Below are 14,470 nucleotides of genomic sequence, written 5' to 3'. Positions count from 1 at the left end.
GCTCAACTCCTGGTCGTAACGGGTGAAGCAGACAATAGACCGGGCAATGCATAGCCCAAGGTACAGAGAATAAGCCCATAGAGATTGGTGCCCAGCAATAACGCATAATTGCCGTCGCCAATCGCCCAGCTTTGCGGTATCCAGTCGAGGCTCAGGGCAAGGCCCAATAACAAACCGCACCAGAAGCTCAGGTGAAAACCCAGCCGGGTCGGCCTGAATATGCCGTGGAGAATAAATACCGGTGCCAGACCAATTACCATAGTGCCACTGATGGTGGTGGCTTTAAGGATGTCAGTGCCGGCCAGCATTGGCAGGTTACCCAACAAAGCAAACACCACCATGACCGCCATCCCGACGCCAATCGCTTTCTGGCCCAGGTCGCGGCCAGCCAAATGTGGCAGCTCACGCCCGGCCAGCTTGGCCAGGCTGGAGAAGGTGGAGTCCAGAGTGGAACCAGCGGCAGAGACCATCACTACCGTCATCACCATTAATGCTGCGACGCCCATGGTTTTGGCCAAGTCAGCCGGCACATTGCTGGATGCCGCCAACCCAGACAGCTGCGCGTGAACGCCAATCAGGCTGAACGCGAGAATCGCGAAAAAGCCCAGAACCCCAGCGATCACGAACGCCCGGCGCATGGTTTTCTCTTCGCTGATAAAGCCGCGGTCAGTCAATACCGGGTCATGGAAGCCGTAACTGAAGACTTGCAAGCCCGCAACCAGAAGTAGGTCCACCCCGCCACTGAAAGCCCAATGACTGGTACTGGAAAGCTCAGCCGCAGAATGCTGCGGTAATACCAGCCCAAGCACCCAAACCAGCGCGACAACGAAAATGGCCGCTTGAGCGGCATCTGTCAGGATCGAGCTGCGCAAGCCGCCACGCAGGCTGTACGCCAGTGTGACAGCCGTAAACAACAATGCAGCGGTGATAAACCCGGTACTGCCTGAGTCACCGTAATAGCCGCCCACCACTGCGGTATTACTCCAAACCTCATTGAACAGGCGAATTAAAATTGCAGCGGTAAAAGCCAGCGCAGCAGCGCGACCGTAATGGCTACTGAGGAAACTGACTAACCCTGTGGCGGCAAACTTACGGCGCAACCGGTAAATCACAAAACCGGTCAGGGGAATTGCCAACCAATATGTGGCGTAGGCCAAGCCGCCGACTAGGCCGTAACTGGCACCCAGGTTGGCAGCATTGGTCACCGATTTGGCGAAGATCCAACTGATAAAGATACTGGAAGTCAGCAGCCAAGGCGCTGCGCTACGACCTTGATTATCCTCTCCGTGAAAAAAGCCGCCGAGGGTAACGGCGCGCGGTGACAGCATCACCATCAACACACCGTACAGCACCAGAAACCCCCAGAAAAACAGCCCAAGAGCACTGTTGGGTTGCATAAGTTATTCCTTAGGAATTGAGCGCGCCGCCACAGCTGGACCCCTGTCCAGCGGTACAAGCGAAGCAATGATCACGGGTTACGATCCTGTTGCCAGCCAGCGTCGCTTTGAGCAGATCACTCAGGTGCGTACGCTCACGGCTGATAACCTGGTGTTGCAACTGCAGGGGTAAATCAAGCATCTGGTTGAAGTCGCAGTCATACAAATAGCCTTGCCAGTCAACGCTAACCAGCGAGCGACACATCAAACCTTCGACGTTCTCGGGGCGATAACTGTCGCGCAACAACTGCATGTAATTATTGAACTGACCTTTACTGACCAAGGTGCTGCCAAAGCGTGCGATTGGCTGGTTGGTGATCGTCAGCAGGTGGTTAAAAACAATACCGAAATCCTCAACCAAATGACGCTTGTAGTCAGCCTCAAGTGCTTGCTGGGGTGGCGGTAGGCTCGCGCCTTGCGGGTTGTACACCAGATTCAGGATCAGACCACTGCATTCTTGGCCATAACCGAGCGCATTGAGTTTTTGCAGGCCAATGATGCTGGCATCGAAGACGCCATCGCCACGCTGCTTGTCGACATTGTCACGGGAGTAACAGGGCATCGAGGCACTGATTTCGACCTGATGTGCAGCCAAAAACTGGGCGAGGTCTTCATAACCCGGCTCGCTGAGAATGGTCAGATTGCAGCGATCAATAACCCGCAAACCTTCACGGCGCGCATGCACGACAATCTCGCGAAAACGCGGATGCATTTCCGGCGCACCACCGGTCAGGTCAAGCGTATGGACAGGATGTGCGTCAATCACCTGATGCAACAGCGCAAGGCTTTCATCGGTCATTGACTCAGTACGTGTCGGGCCTGCATTTACATGGCAATGCAGGCAGCGCTGGTTACACACATACGTTAGGTTGACCTGCAAAGCCTCAAGCTCACCGCGCGTTATCGCGGGAAAGGCTAAGGCGTTGAGGAGCGGTAACATCGCGTGCACAGGAAGACCCCAATGAAAAGTATGAGTGTTAGAGCTTTTTGCCCAGCCTTTGTTACAGTCAGCCCAGGCTTTTAACTTACTCTAGTGTTATACAAAGCTTGGACACATTCCGCACTGGTTAATCACGCTACTCCGAGGAGACACCTATGCTGCGCATTACCTTGTTCTTTCTTGCAGGTTTTCTCGCCGTACCTTTTTTCCATCAACCGATTCTCGGCATGTTGCACGCCACCGGTATTGTGCCGTTTGCGCCGTTTAATATGGCAGCGACCCAACCGCTGGGTATTCCGGCGCTGATATCCGCTTCATTCTGGGGTGGCGTTTGGGCGATCGTGATGCTCAGCGTGTTGCGTTGGGATGCACGGCAACCACAGCCATGGATCAAAGGCCTGTTATTCGGCGGTATTGCGTTAACTCTAGTCGCTCTGCTGGTGGTTTTCCCACTCAAAGGCATGGGCTTCGACATGGCCCAGTTGCCGGGACGTTTTATCATCGGTTTCCTAGTCAATGCCGCGTGGGGCGTGGGCACCCTGGTCTTTGCGAAGACCTTTATCAGTCGTTGAAAACTTACACGCAAGGCAATGCGAAGCGTGGACCACGGGTTAGCAGATAAGCGAATGTGCCGGTGAAGATGGTGGCTTTGGTAGGGTGCGGCAACGCGAAGCTTGCCCACCATGGCTTTGACGGTCGCAGATATTTGTGGCCGTTGATGGTGGCTTTTGTGTGACCACGCGCGCGACTCGTAACCGGAATTTTGACCCATACAATGGCGGACAGATGAAGCGTTGCCCTCCCTACAGATGCAAAAAAGCCCGCCTTGGCGACCCGCCGAGCGGGTCGCCAAAACGAGCCTTTTAATTTCAGCTATGGCTTATGCCAGCTCGTCAAAACACTCAGCGATAATCGCCAAGCCTTTGTCCAGCAGTGCATCCTCAGCAGTCAGCGGTACCAGCACGCGCAACACGTTGCCGTAGGTACCGCATGACAGCAGGATCAAACCTTTGTCGCGGGCCTTGGCAACGACTTGACCAACCAGCGCAGCGGCCGGTTTATGGTGATCGCCGTCTTCAAACAACTCAACTGCGATCATCGAACCCAGAGCACGCACATCACCGATAGCCTTGTGCTTGGCCTGAATGGCTTTGAGGCCAGTCACCAGACGCTCGCCCACAGCTTTGCTGCGGTCCAGCAGGTTCTCTTCTTCAAACACTTCAATGACAGCCAGAGCGGCAGCGCAAGCAATCGGGCTACCGGCATAAGTGCCGCCCAGACCGCCTGGAGCGATAGCGTCCATGTATTCAGCTTTACCGCACACGCCTGCCAGCGGGAAACCACCGGCAATCGACTTGGCGAAAGTGGTCAGGTCAGGGGTAACGCCCATCTGCTCCATCGCAAAGAAAGTACCGGTACGGCCAGCGCCGGTTTGGACTTCGTCAGCAATCAATAGAATGCCGTGCTGATCGCACAGGGCACGCAGACGCTTCATGAAATCCTTCGGCGCAACGTAGAAGCCACCTTCGCCTTGTACCGGCTCAATGATGATCGCGGCAATGTCTGCTGGCTCAGCATCGTTCTTGAAGATGCGTTCAATGCTGGCGATCGCATCATCGGTGCTCACACCATGCATTTCACACGGGTATTGAGCGCGGAAAACACCGCCCGGCATCAAACCCATGCCAGCGGAGTAAGGTACGACCTTACCGGTCAGGCCCAGGGTCATCATGGTGCGACCGTGGTAACCGCCAGTGAAGGCAATCACGCCAGCGCGACCCGTGGCAGCGCGAGCGATCTTCACCGCGTTTTCTACGGCTTCTGAACCGGTGGTGACCAGCAGGGTTTTCTTGTCGAAATCACCCGGCACCTTGGCGTTGATTTTCTCGCACACTTCAACGTAAGGCTCGTAGGCCAGTACCTGGAAGCAGGTGTGGGACAGCTTGGTCAGCTGTTCTTGCACAGCGGCAACGATTTTTGGATGCAGGTGGCCGGTGTTCAACACGGCAATACCGCCAGCGAAGTCGATAAACTCGCGGCCTTCAACGTCGGTTACCGTCGCGTTTTCAGCTTTTTCAGCAAAAATCGGGTGGATCTGGCCAACGCCACGTGGAACAGCAGCGGTACGGCGTTGCATCAATGATTCGTTTGTCTTGCTCATGTCTTCCTCATTCGCCGCTCATCGCGCGGCGTGGTTCAAGGACTGCGCAACCGGAGACAAACGCAGCAGCATACGATGATCGACTGCTACGCCCTCCCCGGTTACAGGGTTGTTTAATGCAAATAGTGAATGGCTAAAGAATCCGGCTGACTCTTGTCAGTTAACTCTTCGGCCACCACCCGCGCCATCAAACGGCACGCTTAAGGATTAGACGCTCAGGCACAGGTATTTGATTTCCAGATAGTCTTCAATACCGTACTTGGAACCTTCGCGACCCAGACCGGAAGCCTTGATGCCTCCGAAAGGTGCAACCTCGTTCGAGATCAAACCGGTGTTGACGCCGACCATGCCATATTCCAGCGCCTCAGCAACACGGAACACACGGCTCAAATCACGGGCATAGAAATATGAAGCCAGACCAAACTCGGTATCGTTGGACATGGCGATCACTTCAGCTTCATCTTTAAAGCGGAACAGAGGTGCCAACGGACCGAAGGTTTCTTCTTTGGCGACAGCAGCATTTAGCGGCACATCAACCAAAATAGTCGGCTCGAAGAAGGTGCCACCTTTGCTGTGCGGCTTACCGCCAGTCAGCACCTTGGCCCCTTTGCTCACTGCATCTTCAATGTGCTCTTGCACCTTGGCCACTGCTTTATCATCAATCAGCGGGCCTGTGGTGGTGCCTTCAGTCAGGCCATCACCAATATTGAGCTTGGCAACAGCTGCCTTGAGCTTGTCAGCGAAGGCATCGTAAACGCTGTCTTGCACATACAGACGGTTGGCGCAAACACAGGTCTGACCGTTGTTGCGGTACTTGGAAACGATTGCACCTTCAACAGCTGCGTCGAGATCAGCATCATCAAACACGATAAATGGTGCGTTTCCGCCCAGTTCCAGCGACACCTTTTTGATGTCTTTGGCGCACTCAGCCATCAGCTGACGACCAATTTCGGTCGAGCCCGTGAACGACAGCTTGCGTACGATTGGGTTGCTGGTCAGCTCGCCACCGATATCGCCGGCGCTGCCGGTCACAACACTCAGCACGCCTTTTGGAATACCTGCGCGCTCAGCCAATTCAACCAGCGCCAATGCCGAGAATGGCGTCTGCGAAGCCGGTTTGATCACCATAGTGCAGCCTGCAGCCAGCGCCGGGCCTGCTTTACGGGTAATCATCGCCGCCGGGAAGTTCCACGGCGTAATCGCAGCGGTCACACCAATCGGCTGCTTCATCACGATCAGACGTTTGTCTGGCTGATGGCCAGGAATCACATCGCCATAAACGCGCTTGGCTTCTTCAGCAAACCACTCGATAAACGACGCTGCATAGGCAATCTCACCTTTGGCTTCAGCCAGTGGCTTGCCCTGCTCTAGCGTCATCAGACGGCCCAGGTCGTCCTGATTCTCGATCAGCAACTCGAACCAACGGCGCAGCTTGTTGGCGCGCTCCTTGGCGGTGAGTGCACGCCAAGCCGGCAATGCTTTCTCAGCGGCTTCGATCGCACGACGGGTTTCGGCTGCGCCCATTTTTGGCACAGTGCCCAACGTCTCGCCGGTCGCAGGGTTAGTCACCTTAATGGTCTGGCCGCTATCCGCGTCCAGCCAGGCACCATCGATATAAGCCTGCTGACGAAATAGCTGAGTGTCTTGCAATTGCATGGCAGTCTCCTTCGTACCGGCACTAAAGGCCGGAAGGTTGTTATGGGAGCCTGGGCGTGTGCCCAATACGAAAATATGGCGGTCGAATGGCCGCGCGGACCAAGCATAACCCTGACCTATAAAAGGTTTCGAACGACATCCTGTTGTCGAGTTCCGATTGGATTCAGGGTTTGCGTTTGAAATCTCAAACGAATCCTAGGGTCGTAAGGGGTAAAGGGCAATAGTCTGTTCGAAAAAATTAACGATTTAGGCAAATTTTTATCAGTTAATCGACAAAGCACTACCGGTCGCTCAGAATTTGTTCAGAATCACGAACAAACCAAGGCAATGGACGCCCGCGAGCTAGATGCGTATCATTGCGCCCGCAACGCACCAGTAGCTCAGCTGGATAGAGTACTGCCCTCCGAAGGCAGGGGTCGTGGGTTCGAATCCCGCCTGGTGCGCCAAATAGCTGTTTCAACCTGTCTCTGACGGTCTACGAAACACCCTGAAAAGCCCGCCCTGTGCGGGCTTTCTTGTTTCTGGCTTTATATGCCTGTCTACCCCTATAACTTCCCTTCATGTATGCCGCCTTGTATGCTGGCAAAAAAATCGAACCAGAGGCATACAAGCATGAAGCGCTGCGATATTAAGCGTCGACCACTGGCAGACACCACGCTGTCTGGGCTAGAGCCAGAAAAGACGGCTTACAGGGAGCATGACGGCCAAGGACTTTATTTCCGAGTTAAACCTAACGGCGGCAAGTCTTGGGAACTGCGTTACAAAAAACCAGACGGTAAATGGTCATGGCTTGGCTTGGGTAGCTATCCCGAAGTAAGCGGAGCAGGTGCCAGGCAGAAAGCTGCCGATCTGCGAGCCGATGCAGCCGATGGAGTCAGCCCACTAACAGCTAAGCACGCTCGTAAAGCCTCAGAGCAAGAAGCAGCCAACAGTACTTTTGAAGCACTCGCCCTTGAGTGGATTGAGATTCGCCGGAAACGCTGGGCGCCTAGTACCGCTACACGCACCATTGGCGCCCTAAAGCTTCATGTACTCCCAGTGTTTGGCCGACGCTTGTATGCCAGTATCCTCCCTATTGAGTGGATGGAGCTTCTTCAAGGCATGGAAAGGCAAGGCATCATTGAACAGATGGGGCGAGTACGCGCTTCCTGTAAAGAAATTTATGACCTTGCTCGCGCCACCGGGCGCACCGTACATAATCCAGTTGAAGGACTTGCCCGCTTTCTTCAGTCGAAGCCTGCTGAGAACTATGCACACGTCACAGCCCACGAACTACCCACACTACTTCGGGCCATTGCAGCTTACCCTCATGCACTAGATGTGCGCCTTGGTCTACGCATACTGATGCTTACCGGTGTAAGACCCAGTGAACTACGCGAGGCCCGCTGGAATGAGTTCAATCTAAAGACAAAGCTATGGCTGATACCTGCCGAGCGGATGAAAAAACGTCGACCACACACAGTGCCACTCTCTCGCCAAGTTCTGGTGGCACTAGAGCAACTACACAAGATTACCGGTGCCTATTCCCTATTGTTCCCCGGCCGTAACGACAATACTCAACCCCGCAGCAATATGACTTTTAATATGGCCCTTCGACGCATGGGGTATGCAGGCAGGCAGACGGGACATGGTTTCCGTCATATTGCGTCCACCACGCTGCGTGAAAATGGTTTTGAAAAAGATCACGTTGAGGCTCAACTCTCCCACGTTGAGGATGGCGTATCCGGCGTTTACAACAAAGCTATCTACATAGAACAACGCCGAACAATGATGCAATGGTATGCCGACTATCTGGATGAGCTTGAGCAAGGTAACGTCGTGCAAGGCCAATTCAATAAGGCGCTTTAGTGATGGATAACCTACCTCCCCAAAAAACCGGTGTAATTAGTGTAAAAGGTGTAATCGAAACGCTAGAACCCAGCAATGACGGGGCCTCCAGCAAAACTACACAGTCACCAAAAGAGCCATACACCAACTCAGATATACACCAATGGTGTAATTCATCAGATCCAGAACCACTGCCCCTGACTTCACCTGAAGGCAAGGTATTGAGCGGCCATAAACTGCACTTGGTCGCGGATACACTTGATGACACCGGGACGCAGGGGCAGAGTTCTGATGAGCACGATGAATGGATATTTGTCGCCGGGATGTACCTGGACCCCACACTTGTAAACCTTGAAGACTTCGAGCTACACCTTGTAAAACTGCCTGTCCATGACGAGCTGGCTTTCACAATTGCATCAAGCATTGACTTGATGAGGGCGGCTCTAGCTTTCTGGTGGCAAGACTACGACTGCGTCTACCATGAGCGTACCCGCGAAGTCTGCCGCAAAGTATGGGAAAAACTGGACTCAATAATTCAAACCGCTGAATTTAGCGACCAAGATGCAATCGCCTCCACCGTCCGCAATGCTTGCGGTTACTACGACACAGAGCTGAGCGATTCTCTACTACTTGCCAGCTATGCTCTACTGCTCGCAATGGAAGGATTGAATGAACTTTATGGTTGGCAAAACAGCTTAGCTGACGCACTGACCATGGACCTGCGTGACAGAATGCTGATTACACCCACTGAGCGAAACCTTAGATTCGAAGCAATACGGTTTGAACAAAGGTACATAGAAACGGACGCTCGCCTTACGCACGCTGAATATATGAGTAAGGCTTCAGAACTGCTATTTATTGCAGCAGCTCACAAGAAGATTGAGAGCTTGGACAGCGCTGCCAGTGGCTACAGATTTACTGACAAGCAACAGGCTGCGATAAAAGCACCGCTGATCAAAAACGCTAGCAAGGGTGGCACTAAAGGGGGCGCTACTAAAAAAAGTGAGGCTGCCGAAGACGCGCTAAAAACATGCAACGCTGCTAGAAAAATCCGGCAGTCAGAACCTGAAATATCGTACTCTGATTTAGTTACTCGACTAATAGAGTCCTTAGGCAGGTCAGCGCCTACAGTTAGAAAGCAGTTACGTACTGAAGGCTTATACCCAGCAGCAAAAAAAGAAGAGTAAAGCTTTTACCTGTACCTAGCTGGGCTTAACACCGCGACCTGCCTTTCCTTACCCCTGCTCTCGGCTTGACTGTCACCTCTTCTACCCGATGTTGGCCAGTGGCAACTAGACCAATACACACAAAGCCCCAGCGTGCCAAAGTGCTTATCACCAACATATTAGTGACAGAGAAATCACATGGAAGCGATCGCCGACAAAATCCGCTATTACCGAAAAACGTTTCGCACAGCTGTCTTCTACGCGCTTTCTTCCCTAGCTATGGCTGACTATTGGATTGGCAATACTCATTTTGGGGTTGCTGTTCTTCGACCTGTACCTGCGTTTAACTCAAAGCACATATCTACTCGGTACGAGCGATCAGGCTTGGCTGCTGGTTTACGAGGTGCCGATGATGTTCAGCCTTATACAGGTCTACTTCCAAGGCGCTGAACGTCGGTATCGCATACTTCACCCGGCCGCCAAGCGTGTGCACTTCAGGACACCGCACGTCACCTTAGCCAAAGAAAAGCATGCCCATCTACGTACTACCTTCGCTCATGAGGGTGATTTGCGTGCTTTGGCCAAGCACCTCATTGAGGAGTGGGAGTGGCGACGAGAGCTTAAGATCAGGGCACAGGAGCCTTTGATGCTCCGGGCCAAAGGTTTCTTCAAACTACCCTCACCTGGTAACTTCGCCGCATACCTGACAGGCTTTGTAGCTATCTTGGTCGGTATCGTCATCGCGCCTTTCCAGAGAAACGATTTTTGCAGACCTGGAGCAGTTTCTAGTAGATACATGGGACTTAATCGTTCAGCTATGGCTCTCTATCGTGCTGCCATTCGCCGTTTGCGTACTACCCGGCGCAGTCATACTCGTTGGAGTAAAGCAGATTTGTGAGGCACTGTTAGAGTGGATGGACGACCAGTTCCTGAGCAATATAGCGTTCTACCGCTTCATCACAGAGCTGCTGGAATTACACGATAGGGGCGAGCGACTTCTGTTACGCAATACAAGAGCATGTGTGTATTGGTCGGTCCGTCTAGGCATCGCCCCGCTTGAGGAGCTTCCAAAAGTATGGCGTCGTATCCGCCGAGCAAAAGCCTTGGCACGGCGTAATGCCAGAGCCCAGCGTACTGGCGCACTGCAATGAAGCCACGATAGAGATAGGCAAACCGCCCTGCTATGTCTATCGTGAACAACGGATAACGGCCGATTGTGTTGAAAAAGTCAGTCCTTCCTGACTGCCCGCATATTGGCTGCTGCCCCCCTGTTCTGCTCGCAGCTATGCGAAATCTGAGCTCGGAACCCTCTCTGCACAAAGTAAAGACTTCAATCTCCAGCGCGTACTTTTTTGCTGTGAAGCTCAAAGCTGACTTTTCAACAGAATCGGCCAATAGCTGCCTGTCGTAACCTGCTGAAATCGACACTCTGCAGACGCTCGGATTGATGGAGCAGCTTTAAGAGGGTAATCAGATGGGCGTAAGTAGGCCAAGCAAGGGTGAATAGACTAGAATGCTAACGAACGCAGTGGCCCGCTGACTAGGATAGGGAAATCGCTCAAATGGCTACGGCCCAACAAATCATTGCTCTTCTGAGCAGCCACAACCAAGGTGATGAGGAGCAATTCCTCTCGATAGCCTTGCAGGTTGCCGCCGCTGAAGCTAGACGCGGTAGGAGTGATATTGCGGCTGAGCTGAAAACCCTCGTTGATACTGCACGTAAACGTGGTCAGAACAAATCTAATCAGGCGCTTCGCTCTGAGCCGGTCGCGATTCCGATCTCTAAACCGCGCGGTGACTTGGAAAACCTTCTATCGGTTGCCTACCCCAGAACTCAGCTCCAAGAGTTGATTCTAGATGAGTCAAAGAGCAACCGTCTCAAGAGATTGATCCACCAACAGCGCCAGCGGGACAAGCTGAGAGCACATGGCATGCCCCCTAGCTCGCGCATATTGCTAGTAGGGCCACCCGGCGCCGGTAAAACTTTAACTGCGTCCGTATTAGCAGGCGAGCTCCAACTGCCTCTATTTACCATTCGCCTAGAAACACTGATCACCAGGTACATGGGCGAAACAGCGTCCAAGCTCCGTTTGATTTTTGATCATCTCAACACAGTAAGGGCCGTTTACCTTTTCGATGAATTTGATGCGATTGGGGGGCGGCGTAACGCCGACAATGATGTCGGCGAAATGCGCCGCGTTCTGAACTCTTTTCTTCAGTTTTTAGAAGAGCCTAACAGTACGGATAGTCTAGTGGTGGCAACCACTAATCATCCAGAGTTGCTTGATAAAGCGCTTTTTCGACGTTTTGACGAAGTGATTGAATATGCTCTGCCGGATGCTAAAGGCGTAAAAGCCGTCATAGAGATGTGTATGCATACATATCTGCCGAAGAGATTACCATGGGTCAAGATCGGCACCGTAGCCTCCGGCCTGAGTCAAGCCGAGATCAGCCGGGCCATGTCTGAAGTCATTAAGGATTTGATTCTCCGCGATGCTAAGCAGGCAACTCTAGAACAAATAATGGCTGCGCTTCAGCAAAGGCATGTACTCAAAGATACTCTTGTAGGTATAAGCCCTGGCTAATACCTTAAGCGTCTTGGGCACTGGATTTATGGAAAAACTCCAACATGGCGTCGTACGAACTCCCACACTTCAGATTTGAGAAATTTAAATCCGGCCAGCCTTATAAAAAAAGGCAGATGGACATGAGTTCTGCTTCCAATGAGCGAGAGGCAGGACATGGGCGATACCTTCGTGAGAGGTTTGACCTCTCTATCACGGCTCATTCGGGGCAGAACGGCTATTTCAGTAATGAAATTAGCGAAAGCTCGCGTGCTATCTACATTGATGTAGAGATTGAGGCGGGTGCTAATCCGCCTGACTTGAATTGGAAAACTCAAAACATCCGGCTGTCAGCTCTGCGTGTCCTAGAGGACGGTGTCACCGTTGGGGCACTGTACCTCCCTGAAAACTCGGTATCTTTTTTTGATCAAAAACTCGTTGAGTATGCCGAGGAGAGAACACCTGGAGGCAAACCGAAGAATGATTCGAGATTTTCTTCACTCAACTATTTTTCTCTTGGCTCCGTGCAGAGCCTATGGACTGATTCTCGACCCTTCCCCAATAGTACGCAACAGCTATGGTGGGAGTGTTGGTGCAACTCCACTCAAGTCGACCTCGTACGACGCATAGCGGCCAAGCTTAAGCTGAGAATTAATGAGAACACGCTCATTTTTCCCGACGCTGTGGTATTGCTAATTTATGCGAACGCGGTTGAGGTTTCGATGTTGGTGGATAATTCTTGCGGCATCCAAGAGCTGCGCCGCGCTTCTGATAGCCCGCACTTCTTTACAAGGTTAGCGCCTCGAGACCAACAGGATTGGAGTAGGGATTTACTCAGACGAATTCTCGCGCCCAGCAGTAATAGCCCCGCAGTCTGCATTTTAGATAATGGAGTAAGCTCCGCTCATCCATTGTTGCAACCAGCATTGCACGCAGATGATTGCCAAGCAATAAACGAAGAATGGGGGAGCGATGATCATAACGGGCATGGCACTAATATGGCGGGTGCAGCTTTGTTTGGTGACATGACCTATGCGATGGCTGATCTGAGAGACTTAGTACTTAATTATAAGCTGGAGTCTATAAAATTCTTACCCCCACCTGGATGGGCGCGTAATACCCCTGCAAGTTATGGAATTATTACTCAGTCAGCCGTCAGTCTAGCAGAGACCAAAGCTCCAAATAGAAGCCGAGTGTTCTGTATGGCTGTGTCGAATGAGGATGTCTCCGGCGAACGCCCGACAACTTGGAGCTCAGCGATCGACCAGGTATGTTCTGGCACCATGATCGGTGATATCGATGATGCAGGTCATCCAGGCCCAAAACGCCTTTTTATTCTTTCGGCAGGCAACATTCCCGACACAACAAATCCTGAGGACGTAGCCGACCCATACGATTTTCCAATCGAAGATCCTGCGCAATCTTGGAACGCGATAGCGGTAGGCGGCTTCACCAATAAAACTGACTTGGATGGGCAGCCTGGATATGAGGGATGGGGTACATTTGCGGAGGCTGGTGACCATAGTCCTTATAGCCGATCATCGGTAGATTGGGAACACAGCCGCTGCCCAATAAAACCTGAGGTTGTTTTCGAAGCTGGTAATAAAGCTTTGAGCCCCGATGGCCAACAGTTCTACTCAGGTGTTCCAGCACTGTCGATCTTGACAACTGGTAAGCACTTCACCCGAAATCTGATTGAAGAGTTTTGGGCTACTAGCTCCGCAACTGCCCAAGCAGCGGGGATGGCCGCTGCTATCATGGCAGAGCACCCTTACTTTTGGCCAGAAACAGTTCGAGCGCTGATGATCCATAGTGCGCAATGGACACCGGCTATGCTTGGAAAGCTACGGGGTAAGACTAAAAAGGAGCGGATCTTGCTTGCTCGGCATTTTGGTTATGGAGTTCCGCAATTAGCACGTGCCCTCGCGTCGGCTGAGCAAGACTTGGCTCTCATTTCCGAGGCTCATATCCAGCCCTTTATGAAGGGCTGTGATGCCCGAGGAAAAGAAAGCGGTGACCCTCATTTCAATGAAGTCCACTATTATGATCTGCCTTGGCCAAAAGCAGAGCTGGAGCGTCTTGAGAATCGTATTGTTCAGTTGAAAATAACCTTGTCGTACTTTGTAGAGCCGAGCCCCAGCGAGTTAGCACAGGTCGTACCCGCTCGATACCAATCGTTTGGACTGCGGTTCGATTTGAAGCGAAAATCAGAAACGGAGCCCGCATTCCGCCACCGAATAAACAAGCTAGAATCTCTTGAGCAAAAACCTCCAAAGACAGAGAGTGATGATAACTGGACGTTTGGCTCGAAGCATGTTTCTGCGGGATCAGTTCACAGCGATGTCTGGGTGGGCCCCGCGATCGACTTGGCGGCGAGAGATAAAATTGCAATATCACCGGTTTCCGGTTGGTGGCGCTATCGTCATCATCTAGGAAAATACAACTCTCAAGCTAGGTATAGTCTAGTGGTATCTATCTCATCCGAGGGCGAAGATGTGCGGCTTTACACGGAAATTTCCAACTTGATAGCGGCTTCCATTGAGCCTGATATCTTGGTCTAACTCATTTTAAACTGCGCGTGGCTGCCGTTAATAAAATTAGTGGATGAAAGTCGAGAAGTTGAATGGCTTCAAATTGACCAGAAGCGGTCATTGAGTGTCTAGCAAATTAGGCGCGATTCAGAGTTTTCCAACGCCATTAAGCAGAAACACGGGTAGCCC

Annotated in this window: 11 protein-coding genes and 1 tRNA gene; 8 read left to right on the top strand and 4 right to left on the bottom strand. The window is 52.3% G+C overall.

Annotated features, from left to right (window positions below; genetic code table 11):
- Window positions 1–2 precede the first annotated feature (2 nt).
- Window positions 3–1,397 (bottom strand): sodium:solute symporter, encoded by a 1,395-nt coding sequence (locus ACIGCM_RS06315; protein ID WP_397501197.1) that lies wholly within the window; start codon window positions 1,395–1,397, stop codon window positions 3–5.
- A gap of 10 nt (window positions 1,398–1,407) precedes the next feature.
- Window positions 1,408–2,376, bottom strand: coding sequence for an arsenosugar biosynthesis radical SAM (seleno)protein ArsS (gene arsS / locus ACIGCM_RS06310; protein WP_397501196.1), 969 nt, complete (start codon window positions 2,374–2,376; stop codon window positions 1,408–1,410).
- A 155-nt stretch (window positions 2,377–2,531) separates the two neighbouring features.
- Between arsS and ACIGCM_RS06305 the strand changes: the two genes are divergently transcribed.
- On the top strand, window positions 2,532–2,948 hold the full coding sequence (locus ACIGCM_RS06305; RefSeq protein WP_397501195.1) for a hypothetical protein: 417 nt from the start codon (window positions 2,532–2,534) through the stop codon (window positions 2,946–2,948).
- Window positions 2,949–3,256: 308 nt separating this feature from the next.
- Here the strand turns inward: ACIGCM_RS06305 and gabT are convergent, their stop codons facing one another.
- Together gabT and gabD are read right to left on the bottom strand one after the other, a co-directional pair.
- The gene (gene gabT / locus ACIGCM_RS06300) at window positions 3,257–4,537 is read right to left on the bottom strand and encodes a 4-aminobutyrate--2-oxoglutarate transaminase (RefSeq protein ID WP_397501194.1); all 1,281 of its coding nucleotides are present in this window, start codon (window positions 4,535–4,537) and stop codon (window positions 3,257–3,259) included.
- Between the two features lie 207 nt (window positions 4,538–4,744).
- Window positions 4,745–6,193, bottom strand: a complete 1,449-nt coding sequence (gabD, locus tag ACIGCM_RS06295) for an NADP-dependent succinate-semialdehyde dehydrogenase (protein ID WP_397501193.1) — start codon at window positions 6,191–6,193, stop codon at window positions 4,745–4,747.
- A 369-nt stretch (window positions 6,194–6,562) separates the two neighbouring features.
- Between gabD and ACIGCM_RS06290 the strand changes: the two genes are divergently transcribed.
- From ACIGCM_RS06290 to ACIGCM_RS06260, 7 genes are all read left to right on the top strand, one after another.
- Window positions 6,563–6,639, top strand: a tRNA-Arg gene (locus tag ACIGCM_RS06290).
- Between the two features lie 166 nt (window positions 6,640–6,805).
- Window positions 6,806–8,041 (top strand): tyrosine-type recombinase/integrase, encoded by a 1,236-nt coding sequence (locus tag ACIGCM_RS06285; RefSeq protein ID WP_397501192.1) that lies wholly within the window; start codon window positions 6,806–6,808, stop codon window positions 8,039–8,041.
- Window positions 8,042–8,043: 2 nt separating this feature from the next.
- The gene (locus ACIGCM_RS06280; RefSeq protein WP_397501191.1) at window positions 8,044–9,207 is read left to right on the top strand and encodes a hypothetical protein; all 1,164 of its coding nucleotides are present in this window, start codon (window positions 8,044–8,046) and stop codon (window positions 9,205–9,207) included.
- Window positions 9,208–9,481: 274 nt separating this feature from the next.
- The gene (locus ACIGCM_RS06275; protein ID WP_397501190.1) at window positions 9,482–10,084 is read left to right on the top strand and encodes a hypothetical protein; all 603 of its coding nucleotides are present in this window, start codon (window positions 9,482–9,484) and stop codon (window positions 10,082–10,084) included.
- 124 nt (window positions 10,085–10,208) lie between these two features.
- On the top strand, window positions 10,209–10,337 hold the full coding sequence (locus tag ACIGCM_RS06270) for a hypothetical protein (protein ID WP_397501189.1): 129 nt from the start codon (window positions 10,209–10,211) through the stop codon (window positions 10,335–10,337).
- A gap of 411 nt (window positions 10,338–10,748) precedes the next feature.
- Window positions 10,749–11,771, top strand: coding sequence for an AAA family ATPase (locus ACIGCM_RS06265; RefSeq protein WP_397501188.1), 1,023 nt, complete (start codon window positions 10,749–10,751; stop codon window positions 11,769–11,771).
- Window positions 11,772–11,815: 44 nt separating this feature from the next.
- Window positions 11,816–14,311 carry a S8 family peptidase gene (locus ACIGCM_RS06260; protein WP_397501187.1) on the top strand — a complete coding sequence of 832 codons (2,496 nt, stop codon included), beginning with the start codon at window positions 11,816–11,818 and terminating at the stop codon, window positions 14,309–14,311.
- Window positions 14,312–14,470: the final 159 nt, after the last annotated feature.

The sequence above is a fragment of the Pseudomonas sp. NPDC078700 genome, from assembly GCF_044542375.1.
Taxonomy (GTDB): Bacteria; Pseudomonadota; Gammaproteobacteria; order Pseudomonadales; family Pseudomonadaceae; genus Aquipseudomonas.
The sequence above is the reverse complement of the archived record's forward strand: the minus strand, read 5'-3'. Positions and strand labels throughout refer to the sequence as shown.

Bases quoted from the DNA above. Each gene is read 5' to 3' on its own strand.
- ACIGCM_RS06315 (WP_397501197.1), bottom strand. From the start codon at position 1,397: ATGCAACCCAACAGTGCTCTTGGGCTGTTTTTCTGGGGGTTTCTGGTG.
- ACIGCM_RS06280 (WP_397501191.1), top strand. From the start codon at position 8,044: ATGGATAACCTACCTCCCCAAAAAACCGGTGTAATTAGTGTAAAAGGT.
- arsS (WP_397501196.1), bottom strand. From the start codon at position 2,376: ATGTTACCGCTCCTCAACGCCTTAGCCTTTCCCGCGATAACGCGCGGT.
- ACIGCM_RS06260 (WP_397501187.1), top strand. From the start codon at position 11,816: ATGGCGTCGTACGAACTCCCACACTTCAGATTTGAGAAATTTAAATCC.
- ACIGCM_RS06285 (WP_397501192.1), top strand. From the start codon at position 6,806: ATGAAGCGCTGCGATATTAAGCGTCGACCACTGGCAGACACCACGCTG.
- gabT (WP_397501194.1), bottom strand. From the start codon at position 4,537: ATGAGCAAGACAAACGAATCATTGATGCAACGCCGTACCGCTGCTGTT.
- ACIGCM_RS06265 (WP_397501188.1), top strand. From the start codon at position 10,749: ATGGCTACGGCCCAACAAATCATTGCTCTTCTGAGCAGCCACAACCAA.
- gabD (WP_397501193.1), bottom strand. From the start codon at position 6,193: ATGCAATTGCAAGACACTCAGCTATTTCGTCAGCAGGCTTATATCGAT.
- ACIGCM_RS06305 (WP_397501195.1), top strand. From the start codon at position 2,532: ATGCTGCGCATTACCTTGTTCTTTCTTGCAGGTTTTCTCGCCGTACCT.